Source organism: Niallia sp. 01092, from assembly GCF_052318935.1.
Classification (GTDB): Bacteria; Bacillota; Bacilli; order Bacillales; family Cytobacillaceae; genus Niallia.
Genome location: NZ_JBQRKO010000008.1, coordinates 141647 through 161231 on the forward strand (window position 1 = coordinate 141647; position 19585 = coordinate 161231).

The 19585-nt window shown below is 34.8% G+C and carries 14 protein-coding genes and 1 pseudogene; 6 read left to right on the top strand and 9 right to left on the bottom strand.

The window, feature by feature from the left end:
• Window positions 1-20: 20 nt before the first annotated feature.
• Together ACTXGU_RS09635 and ACTXGU_RS09640 are read right to left on the bottom strand one after the other, a co-directional pair.
• Window positions 21-2537, bottom strand: coding sequence for an AAA domain-containing protein (locus ACTXGU_RS09635; protein ID WP_443481294.1), 2517 nt, complete (start codon window positions 2535-2537; stop codon window positions 21-23).
• Window positions 2538-2877: 340 nt separating this feature from the next.
• Window positions 2878-3432, bottom strand: coding sequence for a thioredoxin family protein (locus tag ACTXGU_RS09640; RefSeq protein ID WP_443481295.1), 555 nt, complete (start codon window positions 3430-3432; stop codon window positions 2878-2880).
• A 313-nt stretch (window positions 3433-3745) separates the two neighbouring features.
• Between ACTXGU_RS09640 and ACTXGU_RS09645 the strand changes: the two are divergent.
• The 4 genes and pseudogenes from ACTXGU_RS09645 to ACTXGU_RS09660 form a co-directional block, all read left to right on the top strand.
• Window positions 3746-3838: pseudogene (locus ACTXGU_RS09645) on the top strand (IS607 family transposase); the annotation flags it as partial.
• 68 nt (window positions 3839-3906) lie between these two features.
• Window positions 3907-5025 carry an RNA-guided endonuclease InsQ/TnpB family protein gene (locus tag ACTXGU_RS09650; RefSeq protein ID WP_443481296.1) on the top strand — a complete coding sequence of 373 codons (1119 nt, stop codon included), beginning with the start codon at window positions 3907-3909 and terminating at the stop codon, window positions 5023-5025.
• Window positions 5026-5203: 178 nt separating this feature from the next.
• Entirely contained in the window at window positions 5204-5503 is a 300-nt protein-coding gene (locus ACTXGU_RS09655; RefSeq protein WP_443481297.1) for a hypothetical protein, read from the top strand.
• A complete protein-coding gene (locus ACTXGU_RS09660; RefSeq protein WP_443481298.1) occupies window positions 5500-5829 on the top strand; it encodes a hypothetical protein in 330 nt (109 codons plus the stop codon). The genes ACTXGU_RS09655 and ACTXGU_RS09660 overlap by 4 nt, the downstream gene beginning before the upstream one ends.
• Before the next feature lie 210 nt (window positions 5830-6039).
• On the opposite strand, the gene ACTXGU_RS09665 is transcribed toward ACTXGU_RS09660, so the two are convergent.
• From ACTXGU_RS09665 to ACTXGU_RS09680, 4 genes are all read right to left on the bottom strand, one after another.
• Entirely contained in the window at window positions 6040-6522 is a 483-nt protein-coding gene (locus ACTXGU_RS09665; protein WP_443481299.1) for a hypothetical protein, read from the bottom strand.
• Between the two features lie 253 nt (window positions 6523-6775).
• Complete coding sequence (locus tag ACTXGU_RS09670) at window positions 6776-8902, bottom strand: DEAD/DEAH box helicase (RefSeq protein ID WP_443481300.1); 2127 nt, start codon at window positions 8900-8902, stop codon at window positions 6776-6778.
• 6 nt (window positions 8903-8908) lie between these two features.
• Window positions 8909-10222, bottom strand: coding sequence for an ATP-binding protein (locus ACTXGU_RS09675; RefSeq protein ID WP_443481301.1), 1314 nt, complete (start codon window positions 10220-10222; stop codon window positions 8909-8911).
• On the bottom strand, window positions 10212-12353 hold the full coding sequence (locus tag ACTXGU_RS09680) for a TerB N-terminal domain-containing protein (RefSeq protein WP_443481302.1): 2142 nt from the start codon (window positions 12351-12353) through the stop codon (window positions 10212-10214). The genes ACTXGU_RS09675 and ACTXGU_RS09680 overlap by 11 nt, the downstream gene beginning before the upstream one ends.
• A 479-nt stretch (window positions 12354-12832) precedes the next feature.
• Between ACTXGU_RS09680 and ACTXGU_RS09685 the strand changes: the two genes are divergently transcribed.
• Window positions 12833-12937, top strand: a complete 105-nt coding sequence (locus ACTXGU_RS09685; protein ID WP_443481346.1) for a topoisomerase DNA-binding C4 zinc finger domain-containing protein — start codon at window positions 12833-12835, stop codon at window positions 12935-12937.
• A 54-nt stretch (window positions 12938-12991) separates the two neighbouring features.
• On the top strand, window positions 12992-13417 hold the full coding sequence (locus ACTXGU_RS09690; RefSeq protein ID WP_443481303.1) for a hypothetical protein: 426 nt from the start codon (window positions 12992-12994) through the stop codon (window positions 13415-13417).
• 396 nt (window positions 13418-13813) lie between these two features.
• Here the strand turns inward: ACTXGU_RS09690 and ACTXGU_RS09695 are convergent, their stop codons facing one another.
• From ACTXGU_RS09695 to ACTXGU_RS09705, 3 genes are all read right to left on the bottom strand, one after another.
• A complete protein-coding gene (locus tag ACTXGU_RS09695) occupies window positions 13814-14656 on the bottom strand; it encodes a peptidylprolyl isomerase (protein WP_443481304.1) in 843 nt (280 codons plus the stop codon).
• A gap of 131 nt (window positions 14657-14787) precedes the next feature.
• Window positions 14788-17469, bottom strand: coding sequence for a glycoside hydrolase family 31 protein (locus ACTXGU_RS09700; RefSeq protein WP_443481305.1), 2682 nt, complete (start codon window positions 17467-17469; stop codon window positions 14788-14790).
• 919 nt (window positions 17470-18388) lie between these two features.
• Window positions 18389-19267: a radical SAM/SPASM domain-containing protein gene (locus ACTXGU_RS09705; RefSeq protein WP_443481306.1), complete on the bottom strand. Its 879-nt coding sequence runs from the start codon at window positions 19265-19267 to the stop codon at window positions 18389-18391.
• Between the last annotated feature and the right edge of the window lie 318 nt (window positions 19268-19585).

Genomic DNA, 19585 nt, shown 5'->3' on the forward strand with positions numbered 1-19585 from the left:
TAAAGTTACCTTTTTCTTTATTATTTTACAACATAGTCAGTATCGCTAACATTTAACTTCAATATCTCTGATAACTTTGCTCTTAATCTTTTTTCTTCTTCACTTCCTGTTGTTTTCATTCGGATAAATGGAATATTATATTTTTTTAAAATCTCATCCTTCATATGATCACGCTTTTGCTGCGCTATATTATTTGTATGATAGGCATGTCCATCTACTTCCACCACTAAAACAGGCATCTTATCCACCTTATTAAAAATAACAAAATCTGTATGTGTTAGTATGTTTTTTACATACTTATATTCTTCCTTCGTTAATTTGGACGGATCTCTAATTAACATGCTTAAAGGTTGATGGATAACCGAGCTTAATCCTTGAAATTCTGGAGAATCTAACACCTTTTCTATTACTCTATTCATTAGGATTTCAGATTGATAAAGTGAAACTTTTTTACTTTTTTTCATCACTTCTAACAGCTTTTCGGAGTAGCTGCTATAAAGGAGATCAAAAACAGAATAGATTTGGCTTTCAATAATTTCAAAATTATTATATTGAATATATCTTACTAGGTCTCCAATATTTGTTCCTTTCCATTCTTCACTATTTTCTGCTGTTAGAACGATTAATTGATGGACAGCACGTGATACAGCCACATTAATCAAATTAGATTGATCCACAAAATCATTCGCTTTAATATTATTTGCGACGGTACTTAAAATAATGGCATCTTTTTCTCTTCCTTGGAATTTATGGACAGTATCCGCTTCCGCTTGTAAATTTCTATCTTCTATCTCCTTTTGCAGTTCATTCACCTGCGTTCGATAGGGGGAGATAATTCCAACTGTTTGCTTTCCTTTATTTAACTTCTGTTCTGGAATAATTTCTTTAAATACTACATCTATCTGCCGTTGATTGAACTTTTCTCTTTCATGATTTCCTTTAACTGTTTTATATAAAATAAGTGGCATATCATCCGCTTGTTCCTTTGTTAAAACAATTAATTCATTGTTATAAAATTTTTGATTACAGAAACCAATAATTTTCGGATGACAGCGATAATGCTCTTTTAATAACGTTTTCGGGATAGTTTTATATAACGCTAAAATGGAGGATAATAGGCTATGATTCCCATAATCATAAGCTGCTTTTATTTGATAGTTTAGAAATATTTGTTCCGCTTTCTCTTTATCCTTGCTTGAAACAACATTTGGCAACTGTTTTACATCGCCAACAATTACGGCATTTTTTGCACAAGATAATGCTAAACCACCTGTGACGAGATCGACTTGTGAAGCTTCATCTACAATCATATAATCAAATAAATGTTTTTTCCCTGCACTGTTTCTTAAAGAATGCGTTGTACTGAGTATTACTGGATACTCGCTAAGAAAAGAATCAACGGCAGAATAAAGAACGGATTTTGTAAATATTTTTCTTGTTGTTCCATTTCTATACTTAGCCGCTAATTTTGCTTTAAATAAAACCATAGAATTGTGGGCATAGGCTTTCATTTCCTTCTCAAACTCGAAATTTTTAAGCTTTTTTGATAGAGTATCAATTTGCTTGTTCATTTCTCTTAATTTCGTTTCATAATACATTTTGTATAAAAAAGTAATCACAACTTCTGGAGGGTGTTTATAGATATGAAAGTTGTACACGCCATGCACGAACAAGTTGTATACTTTACTTTGCACCGTAACTCTTCCGTTTGCTTCTATATTACGTATATAACCTTGCAATATTGCTAATATTTTATCTGCACTAAATCGGAAAAAAGTTCGAAATTGAAAGGTTTGAAAATCCAATGCCGTATAATATTGCTGAAAATATTTATGCTCCGTTTTCAGATCCGTTAAGCTTTGTTTTAATTTGGCTAGTTTATTTTGATCTTCTAGCATCTCATTTAATTGTTTACTAGATTCATTTAAATTGCTTCTGATTTGTAGATACTGATCTTGGGACAACGACCAATTGTTCATATCCGGATATGCTTCTTTTTGTTCAGCAAAGAATTTATCCTGATTTTCCTTATTCCCTAAATAAGCAGCAATAAAATCGACACCATACTTCTGCAACTTTTCCAAAATATTCGCTGTTGCAGCATTATTATTAGAAACAACTGCAACTGTTTGATTATTTATAATGGCATTCGCAATTATATTTAGAATTGTTTGTGTTTTCCCTGTACCCGGTGGTCCTTCAATCACACTAAGCTGATTAGAAAAAGCACATTCTGTTGCTAACTTCTGACTATTATTAAAGCCAAAAGGGAAAATCAATTGTTCTTGTTTTTTTAACTGTCTTATCTTTTTTCCTTCTAAATATGTGGAAAGAATACTCGTTGGGTTAGGAGGTGATATCTCATTATACTGCTTTCCTAAAAAAGTAATTTCGTTAATATTTTGGCTTTTTTTATTCAATTGATTGGCAAGTTCTTTTAAATATTCAAATGTACTACCTGAAGTTTTATCATTTATACATTTCGTTTCTCGTTTTCTTGATTCATATACTTTTGTTTGTTCATCTGAAAATTCCACTTTTATATACACTCCAAATGTAATATTTTTTACATAAATTGCAGGTTTCAGGATTAATCTCTTTGGATTAGTAAACACTTTTGTTCAATTCTTTCCGTTAAAAAATAAGGTTATCATTCTCATTTAACTTAGGTTTTACCTCTTGCTATCTCATTAGGAATAATGAATGGAGCATCTTATACATTTTCTTCTATCGTATAAATATTTTCTATTAAATGGATATTACATTACTACTATTATTAACTAATTTATGCATATTGACTAGTTAAATTTAACTATAACAACGAATTCATTTCCCAAAAAGAAAAGCAGAGCAACCATCCGTTGCTCTGCCCCCCACTTACCCCTGCAATTTACTTTTTAGGCTTGCATATACATAAGACCACATATCCGTATTATTCACATAAGTATCCACTATTTTCTCATGAACGGCTTGTTGCTTTTCTTCAAATGTTGGATCATCTTTGGCAGGTAGATCTGCACGAAGTTCCGTTACAAAGGCCTGTACTTCAGGCGCCCGCGGTCCCCACACTGCTTGCTCTTTCCCTTCTTTATCAATAAAGACAAAGATTGGAATAGCTCGTGCGGTTCCATTTGTTAAATATTGATCCATCAATTCTAAGTTGCTATCTCTTAAAAGCACACTTGCTCGAATCCCCGCTTTGTCTGCAAGCTTTGATAAAATCGGCACGTTCATCATGGCATCTCCGCACCAATCTTCTGTAAGCACAATAACTCGTAGTTCTTTTCGACGCAGCTCATCGAAGAATGCATTATCACTAGGAAACTCAAACCCTTCGTAAATCTTTTGCAAGTTCTCTTTGTTTGTTGTCATAGCATCTATGTATGCTTCAATCGTTGTACCCTTGTCATACCATTCATTTAATGTTGTCATGAAAAGCCTCCTAAAAATGTTGTCCTAGACCTACTATACCATACGAAACGAAAGTGATTGATGAAAAAGGTTACTAAGACATTTTCCCAACTTTTGTCCGTTGGGGTACCTGGCAATCGTATCTATATGATAAAGAACTATCCTTAAGGAGGAGCATGATTGAAACCGTCGCTAAAAGTCCAGATTAAAGATATAATAGATAAAACAAATAAAAGAGGGGAAAGAACAGTCAAAGGTAGTTTATAAAAGTTCATAAAAACTTCTTATTTTATTATATTCTTTATTTTTATAATAAAACTAAGAGGTGAGATTAATGAGATACTATTCAATAGATGAATTTACTAAATGGATAGGAAAAACAACAAAAACATTAAGAAATTGGGAAAAACAAAATACTTTCAAACCATATTATGCGACAGAAGGGTATTGTACAGTTATTTCGCGACAAAAAGATGATGAAGAAGTTGATGAAAAGTGATCCTTGCAAAGAAAATAAGGATAAAACCAACGAAAGAACAGGAACATCAGCTTTGGAAATCAGTAGGAACAGCTCGCTGGGCATATAACTGGACATTAGGGAAACAAGAAGAAAATTATAAGAACGGTGGTAAATTTATATCTGATGAATTCCTGCGTAAAGAATTGACTGTTTTAAAACAAACGGAAGAATATTCTTGGTTGTATGATGTATCAAATAATATTACAAAACAAGCAATCAAAGATGCTTGTGATGCGTATAAGAAATTCTTTAATAATCAAGCAAATAAACCACGTTTCAAAAGCAAGAAAAAATCAATACCATCTTTTTATAATGACCCTATCAAGTTAAAAGTCAAAAAGAATAAAGTATTAATTGAAAAAGTTGGCTGGATTAAAACATCTGAACTTTTGCCAAAGGGTGTAAAGTACTTCAATCCAAGAATCAGTTTTGATGGTAAGTACTGGTATTTGTCTGTTGGAATGGAAGAAGGAATAAAATCAACGGAATTAACAGATGTTTCGCTTGGAATTGATGTTGGCGTGAAAGAACTAGCAGTATGTTCAGATGGTAGAAAGTTTAAAAACATGAACAAAACAAAAGCAGTAAAAAAGGCAGAAAAACGCCTTCGCAGGTTGCAGATTCAAGTTTCTCGGAAATATAAGCTGAATAAGGAGGGAGACCGTTTTGTCAAAACGAGCAACATTTTAAAAATCGAAAGGAATGTGCGGAACCTACATAGAAGATTATCGAATATCAGAACCAATTATCTTCATCAAACGACTAATGATATCGTGAAAACCAAACCATATCGAATTGTCATGGAAACCTTGAACATTAAAGGAATGATGAAGAATAAGCATTTGTCTGAATCGATTGCCAAACAAGGCTTATACGAATTCAAACGACAAATCCAGTATAAATGTGAGAAGCATGGGATTGAATTTGTGGAGGCTGATAAATGGTATCCATCTTCTAAAATGTGTTCATGTTGTGGAACGGTTAAAAAGAATCTAAAGCTATCTGACCGAATATATCAATGTGATTGTGGTCTTGTAATGGATAGAGATTTGAACGCTTCTATCAACTTATCACATTATCAATTAGCAAATTAACACATTAAACGTTACTTGCTAATATGTAGGATTCGTTGTATCCGAATTTACGCCCTCGGAGTGTTATATCAAACGAAAGTAGCTTCGGCAAAATCGGACACGAAGAACAGGGAAATAAACAAACTTTATAGATTTTTATAAGGTTTTGGCAACGGCGTTCCAAAATGGAAACCCAGAAGTGATACTTATCATTTTCATAAACGAAAGAACAGAAAACAAAATACCAGCTGACTGGGAACTTAAAGACTACAGCAACTTGATTATGAATATAATGAATAATATTGATAACGACATTCATCTCTATCACTTGCAAACTTTTGAGCAGGAATACTTTGTTTTTGATGATGGTTATTGGATCGTGATTATTGGTGCTAACAGAATAGTGGATACTGCTTTTTATTGTAATAATACAAAAAATTATTTACATCCAAATAAAGGTTATAAATATTTAGGGAAAGTAAGGGAGGTATTGGAATGAGTATGTATATGCAGGATATTCTTAATTACGGTGAAGATGTTAACGATTTTGAAATCAGTCCATTTGAAAGTGTACAGATGTTGCACAATAGAAGTGAAATTCAAACGGTGTTTCATGAATTAAGCTTAGAAGAACAACAACTTCTTGCTGAATATGACGCACACCTATTCAAGAATGTACACAAGATGTACCGACATATTAAAAAAGCATATGATTTTAACTTATCCAATCAGCCTAATGACGAATGGTGGTGGCATTTGGATAAAGTGATGAAAGGGACCATTAAAGTCGGATTAACAACAGGAATAGGTGGCAAAGTTATGTAAAGAGCCACCTGTCACTCAGGTTCCTAGATCTATTTACTACTATATTAGTGTACTTTATATATAAATAAATATTGTTACATTTTATATAACAAAATTGAGCTTATCACGGGCTTCACCTTCTATTTACGATAAACCAATGTGAAAAAGAACGTTTTAGGAAAACGGTGGAGAGCATCCTCAATTTTCCTAAAGCGTTCTTTTTTTGTCAGGTTATTCTTTAAACTCTTCAAACTCCCTATTTTCTCCACCTGGATCAGCTAAACTATACGAGTTTTTTACTGAATAAACTATTTTTTCACCGTTTAAAGAGTTGATATCTATTTCTACAACTGTCTTTTTAATACCACCATCAATATATGCAAGAAATGCTGTGTACTTCTTTCCATTTTTATTATAAGAAGCCCTCACATTATAATCTGAATTGGGTGGTACATACTTGATATTATAGGAAAGAGTTTCACCATTTCTTAGCTTTGGAAACTTGATTAAAGGAATATTATATTCACCTTCTAGATATAATTCTAATTCTGGAGTTTCTGATTTATAGAGGTTTGTTACTGAAATATTTACTCCATTTCGGTATGCGTCATACTCGCTTTCATCCAAATGAAATACTTGGATTACTGCTAATGCTAATATAACTAAAAAAATAGATATTGATAGAAAAAGAAAAAATTTGTTTCTTATTAACATTTTCATCCCGCCTAAAATTGTCTAATTTCCTCTTTGTATTTTTCGTCATTCTGATTACTTTCTTCACAATAAACTAAATTAACCTATGCTCCCATTAACAATGATTTTCCCATTTATTAAAGTAATAACTTATGCCATCCCTTATAAGACATTACTTTAGCATCCTTTGAATTTGATTTTCTGCTTACTCTATTCTCCAACTGAGAGACAGGAACACTAAATGTATATTACTCGTTTCTCAAGGAGACCCCTTCTATTTAACCACTACCTCAAACTCCCGCAAGAACTCCAATACACCTTCAATATCAATCCTCTTCTCCATATGCATCTTCCTCTGCAATTCTTCATTCAAATAAACAGAGAACTTAGAAGTAAATTCTTCATCTGCAAAGGTATATGTAATTAGCTCATCTCGCTGCCATTCTTTGTTCTTCATTTGCATGAGGGTAGAAGCTATATCTTTTTTAGTTGCGAACGTTATTCTTCCTATCCCATCAATTGTTTCGACGTCTACACCAAAATACCGGAGCATCCATACCAATGTTTGCGAAATAATTGTTCCTGTATATGTTTCAAATAAATAAGATTGTCTATCTCTCCATATCACTCGTTGCTTGGGAGTAATGTTCGCAAACTGGTATTTTTTTCGGATATCGGCTAGTGCTATGTTTGCTGCTTCATTTGCGTAGGGAAATAGATTCTCTGAGCAAAGAATCTCCATCATTTTTTCGCCGATTCGTTTATGGATGGCTCTTCCTCCACCTTGATAGACTGGCTTTTTCCCATCAACTGCTTTGGTTACATATATTTTATTTCTTTCGTCGTCGATATCTTTGATCTTCCAGAGCTTACCTGCCAGAATCAAGTTGTCCCCTATGTTATAAAAGCCGCTTTTATCTACCTTTCCGATTTTTTTGATCCCTTCTAGCACTTCGTATTCTTCGGCTGTTTGAAAAACGGAATAAAAATCTTGGCTTCGCAGTATTCTTTCTCCCTCTATGCCAACGATTAATTCATGGGAACCCTTGATTAGCTCTAAATAATCTTTTTCAATCATATGATTTATTAACTTTTGTATCTCAATCGTATCGTAATCCATAAAGATATGGTTCTTTTCTAGTGTTTCTAATATATCTGTATACATCAATCCGTTATGTTCTTGGCAAATCGAAATAATTTGCTGAAAAAGGACATCATATGCGGCTTCATACCCTGTTGCCGGTTCAATCCATTTTTCTTTTGCCAACTCCATTACAGCTAGTGATTGCAGCAAGCTATCATCATTTGTTGTATAAAGCTGGAGCATATGGTCAGAATCTGCATTTCTTCCTGATCTACCTAATCGTTGTTTTAAGGAAGAGACAGTAAAAGTGCTGTCCTCTTGAATGACAATATCTATATCACCAATGTCGATTCCTAATTCAAGAGAGCTAGTGGCTACAACACTCTTTGGCAATCTTGTATCGGACATCGTTTTCTCTACATATTCTCTTTCTTTTTTATCAATGGAAGAATGATGGGCAAGATAAGTTTCCCCTACTCCCTCTCTTGCTGCTAATTTATTTAATTGAACCGTTGTTTCTTCGACCGCTCCTCTGCTGTTGCAAAAAATAATCGCTTTATATTCTCTTGTTAATAACCGCATATCTTCAAATAATTCTACCGTTTTTTTGCCGCTTTCATCTGCTGGAAAATGCATCAGGCTATACTGCATTCCTTTATCATTTCCTTCAGCTTTCACTATTTCTACATTATTTGGATTTTTCGCATTGACCCATTTTTTTACTAAATCAAAATTATCAATCGTTGCCGATAAACCGATTATGCGTGGAGCCGTTTCTGTATACTGTTCCATTCTGGATAATAAGGAACGTAGGTGAACCCCTCTTTCCGTATCAATAAAAGAATGAATTTCATCAATTACGATAAAACTTATTTGTTTAAAAATCTGTTTTATTTGATTTGTCCTATTCACAAATAAGCTTTCGATTGATTCTGGCGTAATTTGCAAAATGCCACTTGGACTTTTGATGATTTTTTTCTTTTTATGTGCATCTACATCTCCATGCCAGCGATGAATCGCAATGTCGCAGTATTCACATAATTTTTCAATCCGATTAAATTGGTTGTTTATTAACGCTTTTAATGGAGAAATATACATAACCTTTATATGATGCTCTGCTTCTTTTTCTACCAAAGAAAGGATTGGTAAAAAAGCTGCTTCCGTTTTTCCAGAAGCAGTTCCTGAGGATACAATCACATCATCATTTGTATTCATAATAACTGGGATGGTTTGATCTTGAATGGGAGTTAAATTTGTCCATTTCATACTCCATATTTTCTTTTGCATCGAAGGAGATAATTGTTCAAAAGCACTCATTCCACATCACCCCTCCAGTCTAGAAAAACGGGATTGAATCGATGCAGAGGAAGACTCCTCCCGCTCTTTTTTACCAAAAATAGTACTTCGATCATAGTCTGGATTTTGATAAAGAATCGTTAAGGCTCCTAAAAAGGAACGAATAATATCCCCTGCAGTTAAATATTGAGCAGCTCCTGGCCGGTCGTATTCCTGCTGCATAAACACCATCATTTCTTCATCTGTTATTGTACTGTTATATCCATAATGAATGCTGTGAATGTCCCGTAATTTTAATAGAAGCACATATGTTTCTTCCATTTTTAATGGTGTCAATGTAATCACTGGCTGTGAATAATCTCTGTACTCCTCTGTTTCATAACGATTAGCTTCGAGACGTCTTTTTAACGCTCCATAACTAAACAACCCTCTTCTTTCATCCTCTAAAAACTCCGGTGTACCTCCAAAGGTAATATACAGCCCTTCTACTGAACCTTGTAATGTATCATTGTATATTTTTAATATCGTTTCATAGTTTTTTTCTCTCGTTTGCAGATGCGTAATTTTATATAAATTAATTGCTTCATCAAAATTCACAACGAGACCTGAATAGCCAATCTGCTTCACAAACTGGGACATTACTTTTATATAATGGTAGTAGTTTTGATCGTGAATAATATCGCGAACGCCTAAATCTTGGCGTGCTTCTGTTTTTGTTCGGTATTCTCCTCTTAGCCAACGTAATGCTTTCCGCTGCAGCTCATTATTGCCTTCCACAAAGCCCCGAAAGTAAAGCGTTAGAATACGGGCAAAATCATAGCCTCCTGTTAACTCATCCATTTTAACGATAACAGCCGTCATTTCTTGTTCCACATCCTGGACGAATTGAGGATTCTCAAATTGAACGGATGGATAGCCTTTTTTTGTCACGATATTTGCTTGGATTTCACTAATCCACTTATCTAGGATTGTTTCCAATGCACCACCCTCTGGCATGGTAGCAATCGATAAATTTCTCATTAATTCTGTATAAAGAGCAACCGCCTTTTCTTCATTTCCATACAATCTTCTTTCCGGCGTAAAATCAGCCTTTGCAACAACAAATTTCTCTTCAAAGGCGATTTGCTCAATCATTGCTTGAATAAAGCTTTTTCCGCTTCCAAAAGCACCGATAAAAAATTTAATCATCGAAGCACCATTTTTCACATTATGTAAATCTTTTAAAATTTGCTCTGCTTCTTTTGTCCGGCCAACCATAATATATTGTAGTCCACGGCTTGGAACAACTCCCCCAGATAATGCATTTAAAATAGCAGTAGAATCTCTTTTTTTAATATTCATTCACTGAATTCTCCTTTACTTTTACTACTATTTGTTCAAATTCTTCATAAACAACCAATTCGTCCCCTTGAACCTCTATCAAATTATCTTCTAAAAATTCATTCGCTTTTTCATTTAAAGAAGATAAAAACATGCCAAGCATCATTCCTCTTTGTTTCGTGAATACTTTTGCATCTTCCTGTAATAGCTTCCCGTTTTTAAACAACTGTAGAAATTCTTTTTCCATCGTAGAAAGCTCCGTTATAAAATCAGGATCTAAGCTAGATCTATAATTGGTCTGCATGCTTATATGCATTTGATTAATAGTGTTTCCCATTATAGATGAGAATGACTGGGAACGATCTTCTCTATATGTACTTGCTCGTTCTTCAAAGATATTTTGCAATCTTGTGCTTTGTTGATTTAATTCTTTAATTCTATTTGTATCTAAATTCAGACTGAATTTAGACTCTCTTTCAACTTCTTTTTGTTCTGGCTTAGGAGGAATTTTGCTGCCTTTATTTGTAGCCTCCTTCTCTTGAACTACTTGGAACCTGTTAATCGGTGAAGAAGAGTGCTGATATTTATTTAACATCATGTGTTTCATATCAGGCGGCAATACCTCGAGCTCCACTTTAATTTCTTTTGATTCGCCATTTAATTTTCGAGCAATATTTTCAGAAAGTCGGAAAATATTAGTTACTTCTTTATATAAATTCTCGGTTTCTTTATACTGTTGGTAATACACATGAATAGGATTTACTTCTCTCCCAATTACTGCACTAGTAAACAGGTTTCTTACATCCCTTGTTTGTTTTCTTTCAAACCAGTAATCTTCTAATTCTCTGCCACTGCTTTGAACATGCTCTTCTATTAAATGCATATTTTCTTTGAAGATTTTATACACTTTGTTTTTATGTGCCTGAAAAAAAATCGTTTCCCGGTAATTGCGAATATACGGCTTCCAAGCAGGAATCGTTATTTGTTCAAGGGAATGTTTATTATATTTAATTTTCCCATAAAGATTTGGCACTTTTGTTGTTTGCTGATCCCATTCTTTGGCTAAATCTATTTCTTCTAATTCATACAGCATATCGGCAATCCATCGTGGTAAACAGTTTTCTAGTTTTTCATACATGTCTATATAATGTTCATAAAGACGTATCAGCATTTTTATATTAAAAGAAGCACTTTGATGATAGGTGTAATTAATTAATTCATAGGCAAAAAGAAAAATATAGCTTAAATCTACTTCCATGTAATTTCCTTTTGCCGCTTCTTCTCTCCAAAATAAATACCATTTTAATTGATTAGGATTTAACTCATTAAAAGTTGCCCAATAGGTTTGAAAAGGTATTTCTTTACATGGCGATCCCTTTACATTTGCATATTTAATGGAATCTTCCATAAATTTCGAATGAGAAGAATACACTTCATAGGAAAAAAAGGAATTACTTCCTGCTTTTTTCGGCATTTTTAACTTTTCAATCATCACTAGAATTTCTCTTGGTGTTTGCAAATGGTCATATTTATCCAGATTATTTGTCTCGAACGGCAGCTCTTCTATCTCTTCTTGTTCTTCTACTATAGGCTGTTCTTCCGCTACCTCTATGCCAAAATCCTCACATAATGCGGCTAGTCCACCAAAAAAGCCACTGCCAACCGCATGAAATTTCCATTGTCCATTATGGCGATAGAGAGAACCTAAAACAATAGCACTTTCTTTATCTAAAGAAAAATCCAAAGGAAATTGAAAGAATGGCCGCTGACTTAATCCGTCATATGCACCTATTATCATTTGCGAAACATCACGGAAATAATGGTTTCTTTCTTCCGATTGATAGACCGTTAAACAAAAAGAAATGGTATGTATATCGTTGGGTACTTGCTGCAGGTGAATGTCTAGTTGTTGATTCGTTGTTTGAGAGGAGGATTGTCGCATCGATACAGATTGGCACTTTGATACATCATTTCCGTAGAAAACAAAATCTTCTTCTCTTAATACTTTCCCATTTTCTCCAAGCATAAAAGCAGAAGCATCCAATTCTACTCCGTTCGACCCATTCCAGCTAACATCTATTATTAATTTATTTAGATAAGGATTCGTTTTCGTAATATCCACTTTTTGTCCTTTTATTAGATTTGCAACCATTATGTACACTCCTCAATTATTTTTTCTTTATCGTAATAAATTCATTTTCTTGAAAATGTGGATTGCTTATTCGATGTCTATCCTGTATATATTAGTCTAAGTTTGGATCTGTATAATAAATAAAGCAGACTTTTTGTCCTCTTGTCATAAAAGTCCTGTATGTACTACAGATTATTTCATCTGCTAGTTTTTGCTGCTTTGATAGTTCGTGCATATATTATTTACTTATTCATCATGAAACAAACCTCCCAAAAATTCTGATTTCGTAGCTTCGTAGACTATCATTTTGATCATTCCTTAACGTTTGCTGTTAGTTCTATTATTAACTATTTTTGGCAGGATGACTAGGGTAATTACTTAAAACCCACACCATTTTACAGTAAATTTTAACTAACTAAAGGTAAAATTATCAATATTATTTGTTACAATAGAACCACAAATATGGTAAAGGATGAAATAAACAAAAGGTAAAAAGGAATATTTGCCCTCGCTGTGGAAGTCAATTAATAGTAAGAAAAGGAAAAAATGGGGCATTTACTGGATGCAGTGGGTTTCCGAAGTGCCGATTTACGAAGGCTGTTTAGAATTCCCGTTTCAAAATAAATACTAGAAGTTAATGAATAAGGAGGCAAATTAAATTGTTATCATTCATACGGAAATTCAGTTTATTCATCATAACCACACTGTTAATACTGTCGTTAATCGGATGCAATAACGACAGTACTAAATTAGATGGAAAAGTGATTGAAAGTGCTACTATTACAAAAATTGGTGAAGATACGAACGATACTAAATTATCACAAATATCTTATAAACAAGAAGATAAAGTCGAACTACAAACATTTGTTAATGCGATTAATAAAGCGAAAAAAGTTAGCGGCATTGTCAATGTTGCCGCACCTGACTATCTTCTCACCATCGCATTTGAAGATAACGAGATTTTTACATATTCATTATGGCTAAATTCTGATTCTGGCTCGATTATGAATGATAAAGACACAAATACCCTTTACACATTGCCTAATAATCTTATCGAAGACTTAAATAAATATGTAACCGAGTAGAAGGACGTAACGCACATAGAGGATCCGTACTAGTATTTAGACTTACCTGGGGTCAGACCCCATTTCTGTATAAAAGTCTTGGTGAACTGTTGTTTCTTCGACAGCTCCTCTGCTGTTGCAAAAGATAATCGCTTTATATTCTCTTGTTAGCAACCGCATATCTTCAAATGGTTCAAACCGTTTTTTGCCGTTGTATTTTCAGGAAAATCATTAGGCTAATCACATTCCTTTACCATTTAATAAAAGAATGAATTTCATCAATAACAATAAAATCCTCAGTAGCATCAGTGGTTCCCTCAACATGCCAAAAAAAACAGCCAATGTATTTCGATGAAAATCAAAACACATTGACTATTTCGTCATTTAAACCTATTTACATAAGCATACTTAAAGTAGTTACTTCAATACATCTTCTAACTCTTTATCTTCAATTGTAACGTCTGCTTCTTTTTGAAGCTTTGAAATAGTTGCATCAAGCGGCTGTGCTTTTGCTAATTTTAGTTCCTTTTCAATTTCCGCTTTTTTGTCTTCTAATTTGTTTGTTTTCTTATCTGTTACTTTAATAATATGATAACCATATTGTGTTTTTATTGGGCCACTGATTTGGTTGATTTTAAGTGAAAATGCAGCGGCATCAAATTCAGGGACCATTTTTCCTTTGACAAAGTAGCCAAGGTCGCCGCCATTCGCTTTCGTACCTGTATCGATGGAATAGCCGTTTGCAAGACTGGCAAAGTCTTCTCCTTTATCAAGCTTTACCTTTACTTCCTTCGCAGTTTTTTCGTCTGCGACAAGAATATGACTTGCTTTTATTTCCTCTTTATACTTGTTCTCGAATTCTTTTTTTACATCATTTTCGGAAATTTTCACCCCGTCTATTGCTGCTTTTTCTGCCAACAATTCTTGTTTCACATACTTTTTCAATTCCTTTTCATCCTTGAACCCATTTTGCTTGAGTTGCTGTTTAAAGACCTCCTCACCTCCGGATTGTTTTTTAAAATCTGCTATTTTGTCTTTAATTTCTTGATCTGTCACTTTATATTTTTCTTCAAGAAGCATCATGCTAACCATTTGTTTCAAAACTTGGGAACCAGCCTTATCCTTTAATTCGTTGTAAAATTCCTCTTCCGTTATGTTACCTGCCTTTGATTGAACGATCGTATCTGAGTTGCTAGCGCTACACGCTGAAAGAGAAAGAACTCCAGCTGCTAATCCAAGGGTTGCCAACCATTTTTTCATCTATAAAACACTCCTAATTGTATAATTACATTATTGTTGTTAAACTCTTTTCTTCAGATTAATTTACAGCTTCAAATGAAGAAGGAACTAATATTTCATTAGTCCCCTCTTCAACCTATGCTGATTGTAAATTAACGAATTTGAACTTCTTTTTTCTCATCAGCTGGGATGCTTACATAAAGTACTTTTGTGTTTGCATCATAGAAGTAGGTATTTGTTTTTCCTTGCGTGTCAGCTAATGAACCGACTTCTTGATACTTATTGCGGCCAGCTTTAATTTTTGAAGGTTTTTCTGCATTATTTAATTTCAATGTATACTGCTCAATTTTAGAATCTTTGTAGTTCTTTACTTCTTGTTTTTGTTTGAATGTAATCTTGTTGCGTTTCTTTTCTACTTCAAATTTTGTCACATTGTATTCGCCTCTTGTGTAATCCTCTGTGTTGGCATCGTCTTCATAGAAGCTGTACATTGCTTCATTTTCTAGATACGTGTCGAGCGTCAAGTTCGTAAGCGGTTTTTCACCAGTGTGCTGCTGAACTTCGCGGCGCGGAATAATCGAGTCTTTCTTCACGTAGATTGGAAGAGTTGCAAGATCGGCTTCTTTTTTAATTGTTTGTCCGCCTTCAAACTCCTCGCCTGTCCAATAGTCTACCCATTTTACGCCTGCTGGCAAGTATAAGTCACGGGACGTTGCACCTTGATAGACAATCGGTGCCATCATAAGCGAATCGCCGAACAAAAATTGATCTTGGATATTATGTGTTTTTGCATCCTCTTGGAATTGGTATACAAGCGGCTGCATAATTGGACTTGCCTCTTCATGTGCACGTTGGAACGCGTTATACAGGTAAGGCATCAATTCATAACGCATATTAATGTATTTACGGCTGATGTCCTCTACTTCTTTGCCAAACTGCCATGGCTCTTGTCTTTGCCAAGCTAAACTATGATTAGCGTCTGTCTCCATAGGACTTTTTCCATCATTATTGTAGTGGTCGCGAGAGAATGGATAAAAAGCACCTACCTCAACCCAGCGTGCAAACAATTCTGGTGTAGGGACAGCTCCTATATAAGGATTTTTCGCAAATCCGCCAATATCGTTTCCGACCATTGGGAAACCTGCCAAACCGACATTCATGTCTTGGAAAATCGATGCTCTTAAGAATTCCCATCTGCTCCAGTTATCACCAGTCCATGTAGCTGTTGCGTAACGCTGGGATCCCGCAAATGAGGCACGTGTCAAAATAAACGGACGAGTGTTTGGCTTTAAGGTGTTGAATGCCTCATCTGTAGCTTGTGCCTCAGTATGCGCATAAATGTTATGAGCTTCTTCATGCGTCATTCTTACGCCTTCGTCTGTTTCAAAAACAGTATCTAACGGTAAAGACCAATAGTCTTTCGTACTAAAATTAGCCGGTTCATTCATATCATTCCAAATGCCGTCTACACCTCTATCAAACATCGTTGAGTGCTGCTGAGCCCACCAATCGCGGGTTTTCTGCTGCAAGAAATTCGGGAATACGGATTTCGATGGTACTCCCCAAGGCCAAACTTTACCCAAATAGTCCGTGCCATCAGCATTTTTAACCCAAAGATCTTTCTGCGTTCCATCGGTGTAATAGAAGTATTCCGGTTGGCCAGGATCAGGAACACGAATAGCCGGATCGATGATTGCTGTAGAATGGAAGCCTGAATCGTGCAATCGTTTATGCATTCCATCTGGATCAGGGAATTTGGAGCCCCACATAAAGTCTTTATAGTCGTCCATCCATTCGATATCAAGCATTACACCATCGATTGGAATATTCTTTTCTCGATACATTTTAGCTACTTGCTCCACGTCTTTTTGATGATAGCCCCAAGCCGATTGATGGAAACCCATCGCCCATTCTGGAGGCATTTGCATCTTTCCTGTTAAATCAGTATAACGGTCTACAACGTCTTTGATCTCTGGTCCATTAATGAAATAATATGTCAGTTTTCCACCATCAGCCCAGAAGTAATAGTAATCGTCGCTTTCTTTTGCCATATTATAATAGGAACGATATGTATTATCGAAGAACATTCCGTACGCTTTATCTCCTTTTAAACCAATAAAAAACGGAAAGGATGAAAACGTATATTGTGATGTTGGAGTCTGATCATTTTCTCGGTTAAACACTCGAATGTCCTGGCCTCGATGGTTTAATCCGTCCAATTTCTGACCGAAGCCGTAGAAAGCTTCATCCTTATCCGTTTTCTTAAATATGTATGGCTTTCCGTTTTCGTAGCCAACACCTTGATTACCATCTTCATTAATCACATTTCCGGATTTGTCCAAATATTTGACCGCAAACGGACTCTTCTGAATATCAACGGTTAAGCTCTCTGAAACCAAAAGAATCTTTTGGTTGTCTTCTTTGATTCGGAACTTTGGAGTGTCCCATTTGGTTTTGGCGATGCTCACAGAGTTAAATTCTTTATCGCCTTTATTTAAAATGGATACTTTAGACATATCAGGAGATAACAAGCGGATATAAGCGTCCTGTTGTCCCAAATTCAGTTTAACTCCATTATTAAGCTTTTCCATTCCTTGCACCGTCATTGGCTTTTGCAGATTGCTTTTATCTAGCGGTCTTTCCGGATGCACAAATTGCACATTGCCGTTCTCATCAACCATCTTCCCTTCCCACATTTGGGCTCCGGGTTCATGTACCCACTCTGCAGCCGCTGCTTTAGGAATTAGAGGTGTAATCGTTCCACTTGCAACTACTGAAGCAGCAAGTGCCATAGCGGTATACTTTTTCTTTAATTTCTTCTTTTTTAGTTTCATAAATTTTCCCCTCTCTATTTTGATTTAAAAACGAGCAAGCTCATAAATCTAGATCGATAACACAAAATTGATTTTTTATATTCCCCCACTCTAATGATCTTTACCCAAATGGAACCGGTTCTCTTTTGCTCATCTTCAAAGTAACAATTCTAATAAATTGGAACAATCGGAAAAAACTCCTATGATTCTTTGAACACGCTCTCAAAATTGGAAAAACATATTTTCTACCATCCTTGAATGATGAATAAAACAGCGTAGATATTGACTTCATCTCATATTCTGTTCCTTTTTCTATAGAAAAAGAAACGATTAAATTAACTCAATAAATGAATACTCATAGAAAAAATATAGAGCATGAGCACTAAAGGACTTTATGCTCTACTAGCTGTTACTCTAGAATATCAACCTCTTATTTATTGTTTAATAATTGAAATAGGGCACCAAAAAAATATTTTTCCCTTAAAAAGGAATTAATAGAAAACAAAGGATTTATACAGTTGCTTTTATATAGATCCTTATAGGGTGGGATTTTTTTTTTGTTTTCCATCGAAATAATGCACCTTCCACTGAAATTCAAAATAAGAACATTAAATTAGGCTAAATAGAGAATGATCAATTGTAGTCGAAAATTGTAATATTATTTTAGAAAATGATAACATTTAATAAAAGTAGTGAAATAGCTGATAACTAGTCTTTGATTTCTCGGGAAATAACCGACAAAATAAAACAAACTTCGACTGATGACAAGCATTCACTTTAGCCATCTTTCTCTCTCTCCTTGATCTTCTACCAAAAGCAAGGAATGTGTTTTTTCATTTAAGCCTCCGTGAAATAAACAAAAGCGATGAGAGTGGTTTCTCATCGCTTTTGTTTTGAATCGTATCGGTTGAAATAAATCTATCTAACTACTCAATCCTGTCTATTTTCCAAATCTTTTGCGATATCCGCATTTCCTGCATAGTTCTTCTACTGCCACTCTTCGTGAAAATCCATCTACAAGGTTTTTTGCTCTATCCCCTTCGATAATATCAGAAAATGAGGCATCATTAATATTTCCAAGGTTGATGACTCCCTCTCCATCTAAGCAGCAAGGGATAACTGTTCCGTTTGCTAGTATACCTGCTTGATTTCGAAGGCCATAACAGAAGCCTTTCCCGTCATCCTCTTCTTCATGCAGCGCTGGCCATTGAAACTCGTAATCTTGATTAATGAAGATGCGGTCTGCAATTTTTATGCCGCTTCCTGGTGTGACTTTTTCTTCAATTTTATAGTCTAAATCAAATTCTTTTTCAATAATTTCCAACAATTGTCTGTTTCGTTGTCTTTCCAGATTCGTCGCATTGTCTTGCGTGAGATTCCATAGTCTCAGCGAAACAATCATATCTGATTGACTCGTTGCTTCTTTAATAAAAGAAAGTATACTCCTCACATATCCTTCCTTATCAGTAGAGCCGGCATGGCCATCAAAGCTGTGAAGAGAAAAGTTCATCTGTCTTATTGCAGGTTTATTTAATATTTTTTCCTTCTTTTTATTAATTAATGTTCCATTTGTTGTAATATTAACTTTAAACCCTTTTTCATGACTTAAGTCTAACAATTGGTCTATTTTAGGATGGAGCAGCGGCTCCCCTTTAACATGTAAATAAATGTAGTCTGTATGCGGTTTAATTTGGTCTAATCTCTTAGAAAAATCCTCTACAGAAATAAATTGCTTCTGTCGTTCTGTCGGTGGACAGAAGCTGCATGCGAGATTACATACACTAGTAATCTCTAAGTAAAACTTCTTAAACTTTTTCAACCACAAATCCCTCAATTCTCTCACTACTTAGAACAGGATAAAAATATTGTTCTATCCCTTATTACAGCATACTTTTTCATAAATGGAAACATGCTTATTCAAGGAAAATAATATTACCATTTTCTATTCAGTTGAGGGCAAGCACAATGTCATCAAGCTAAGTTTCAAAAAACTGGAAAATACGTATCTGATTAGGAAGTAAGGGTTTCGGTTCTGTTCTCCGAGGCTTACCGCTCGCTTTCCACGGGGCGAGCGCCGAGCCTCCTCGTCGCTTTGCTCCTGTGGGGTCTCGTCTTTCTCGCTAATCCCGTAGGAGTC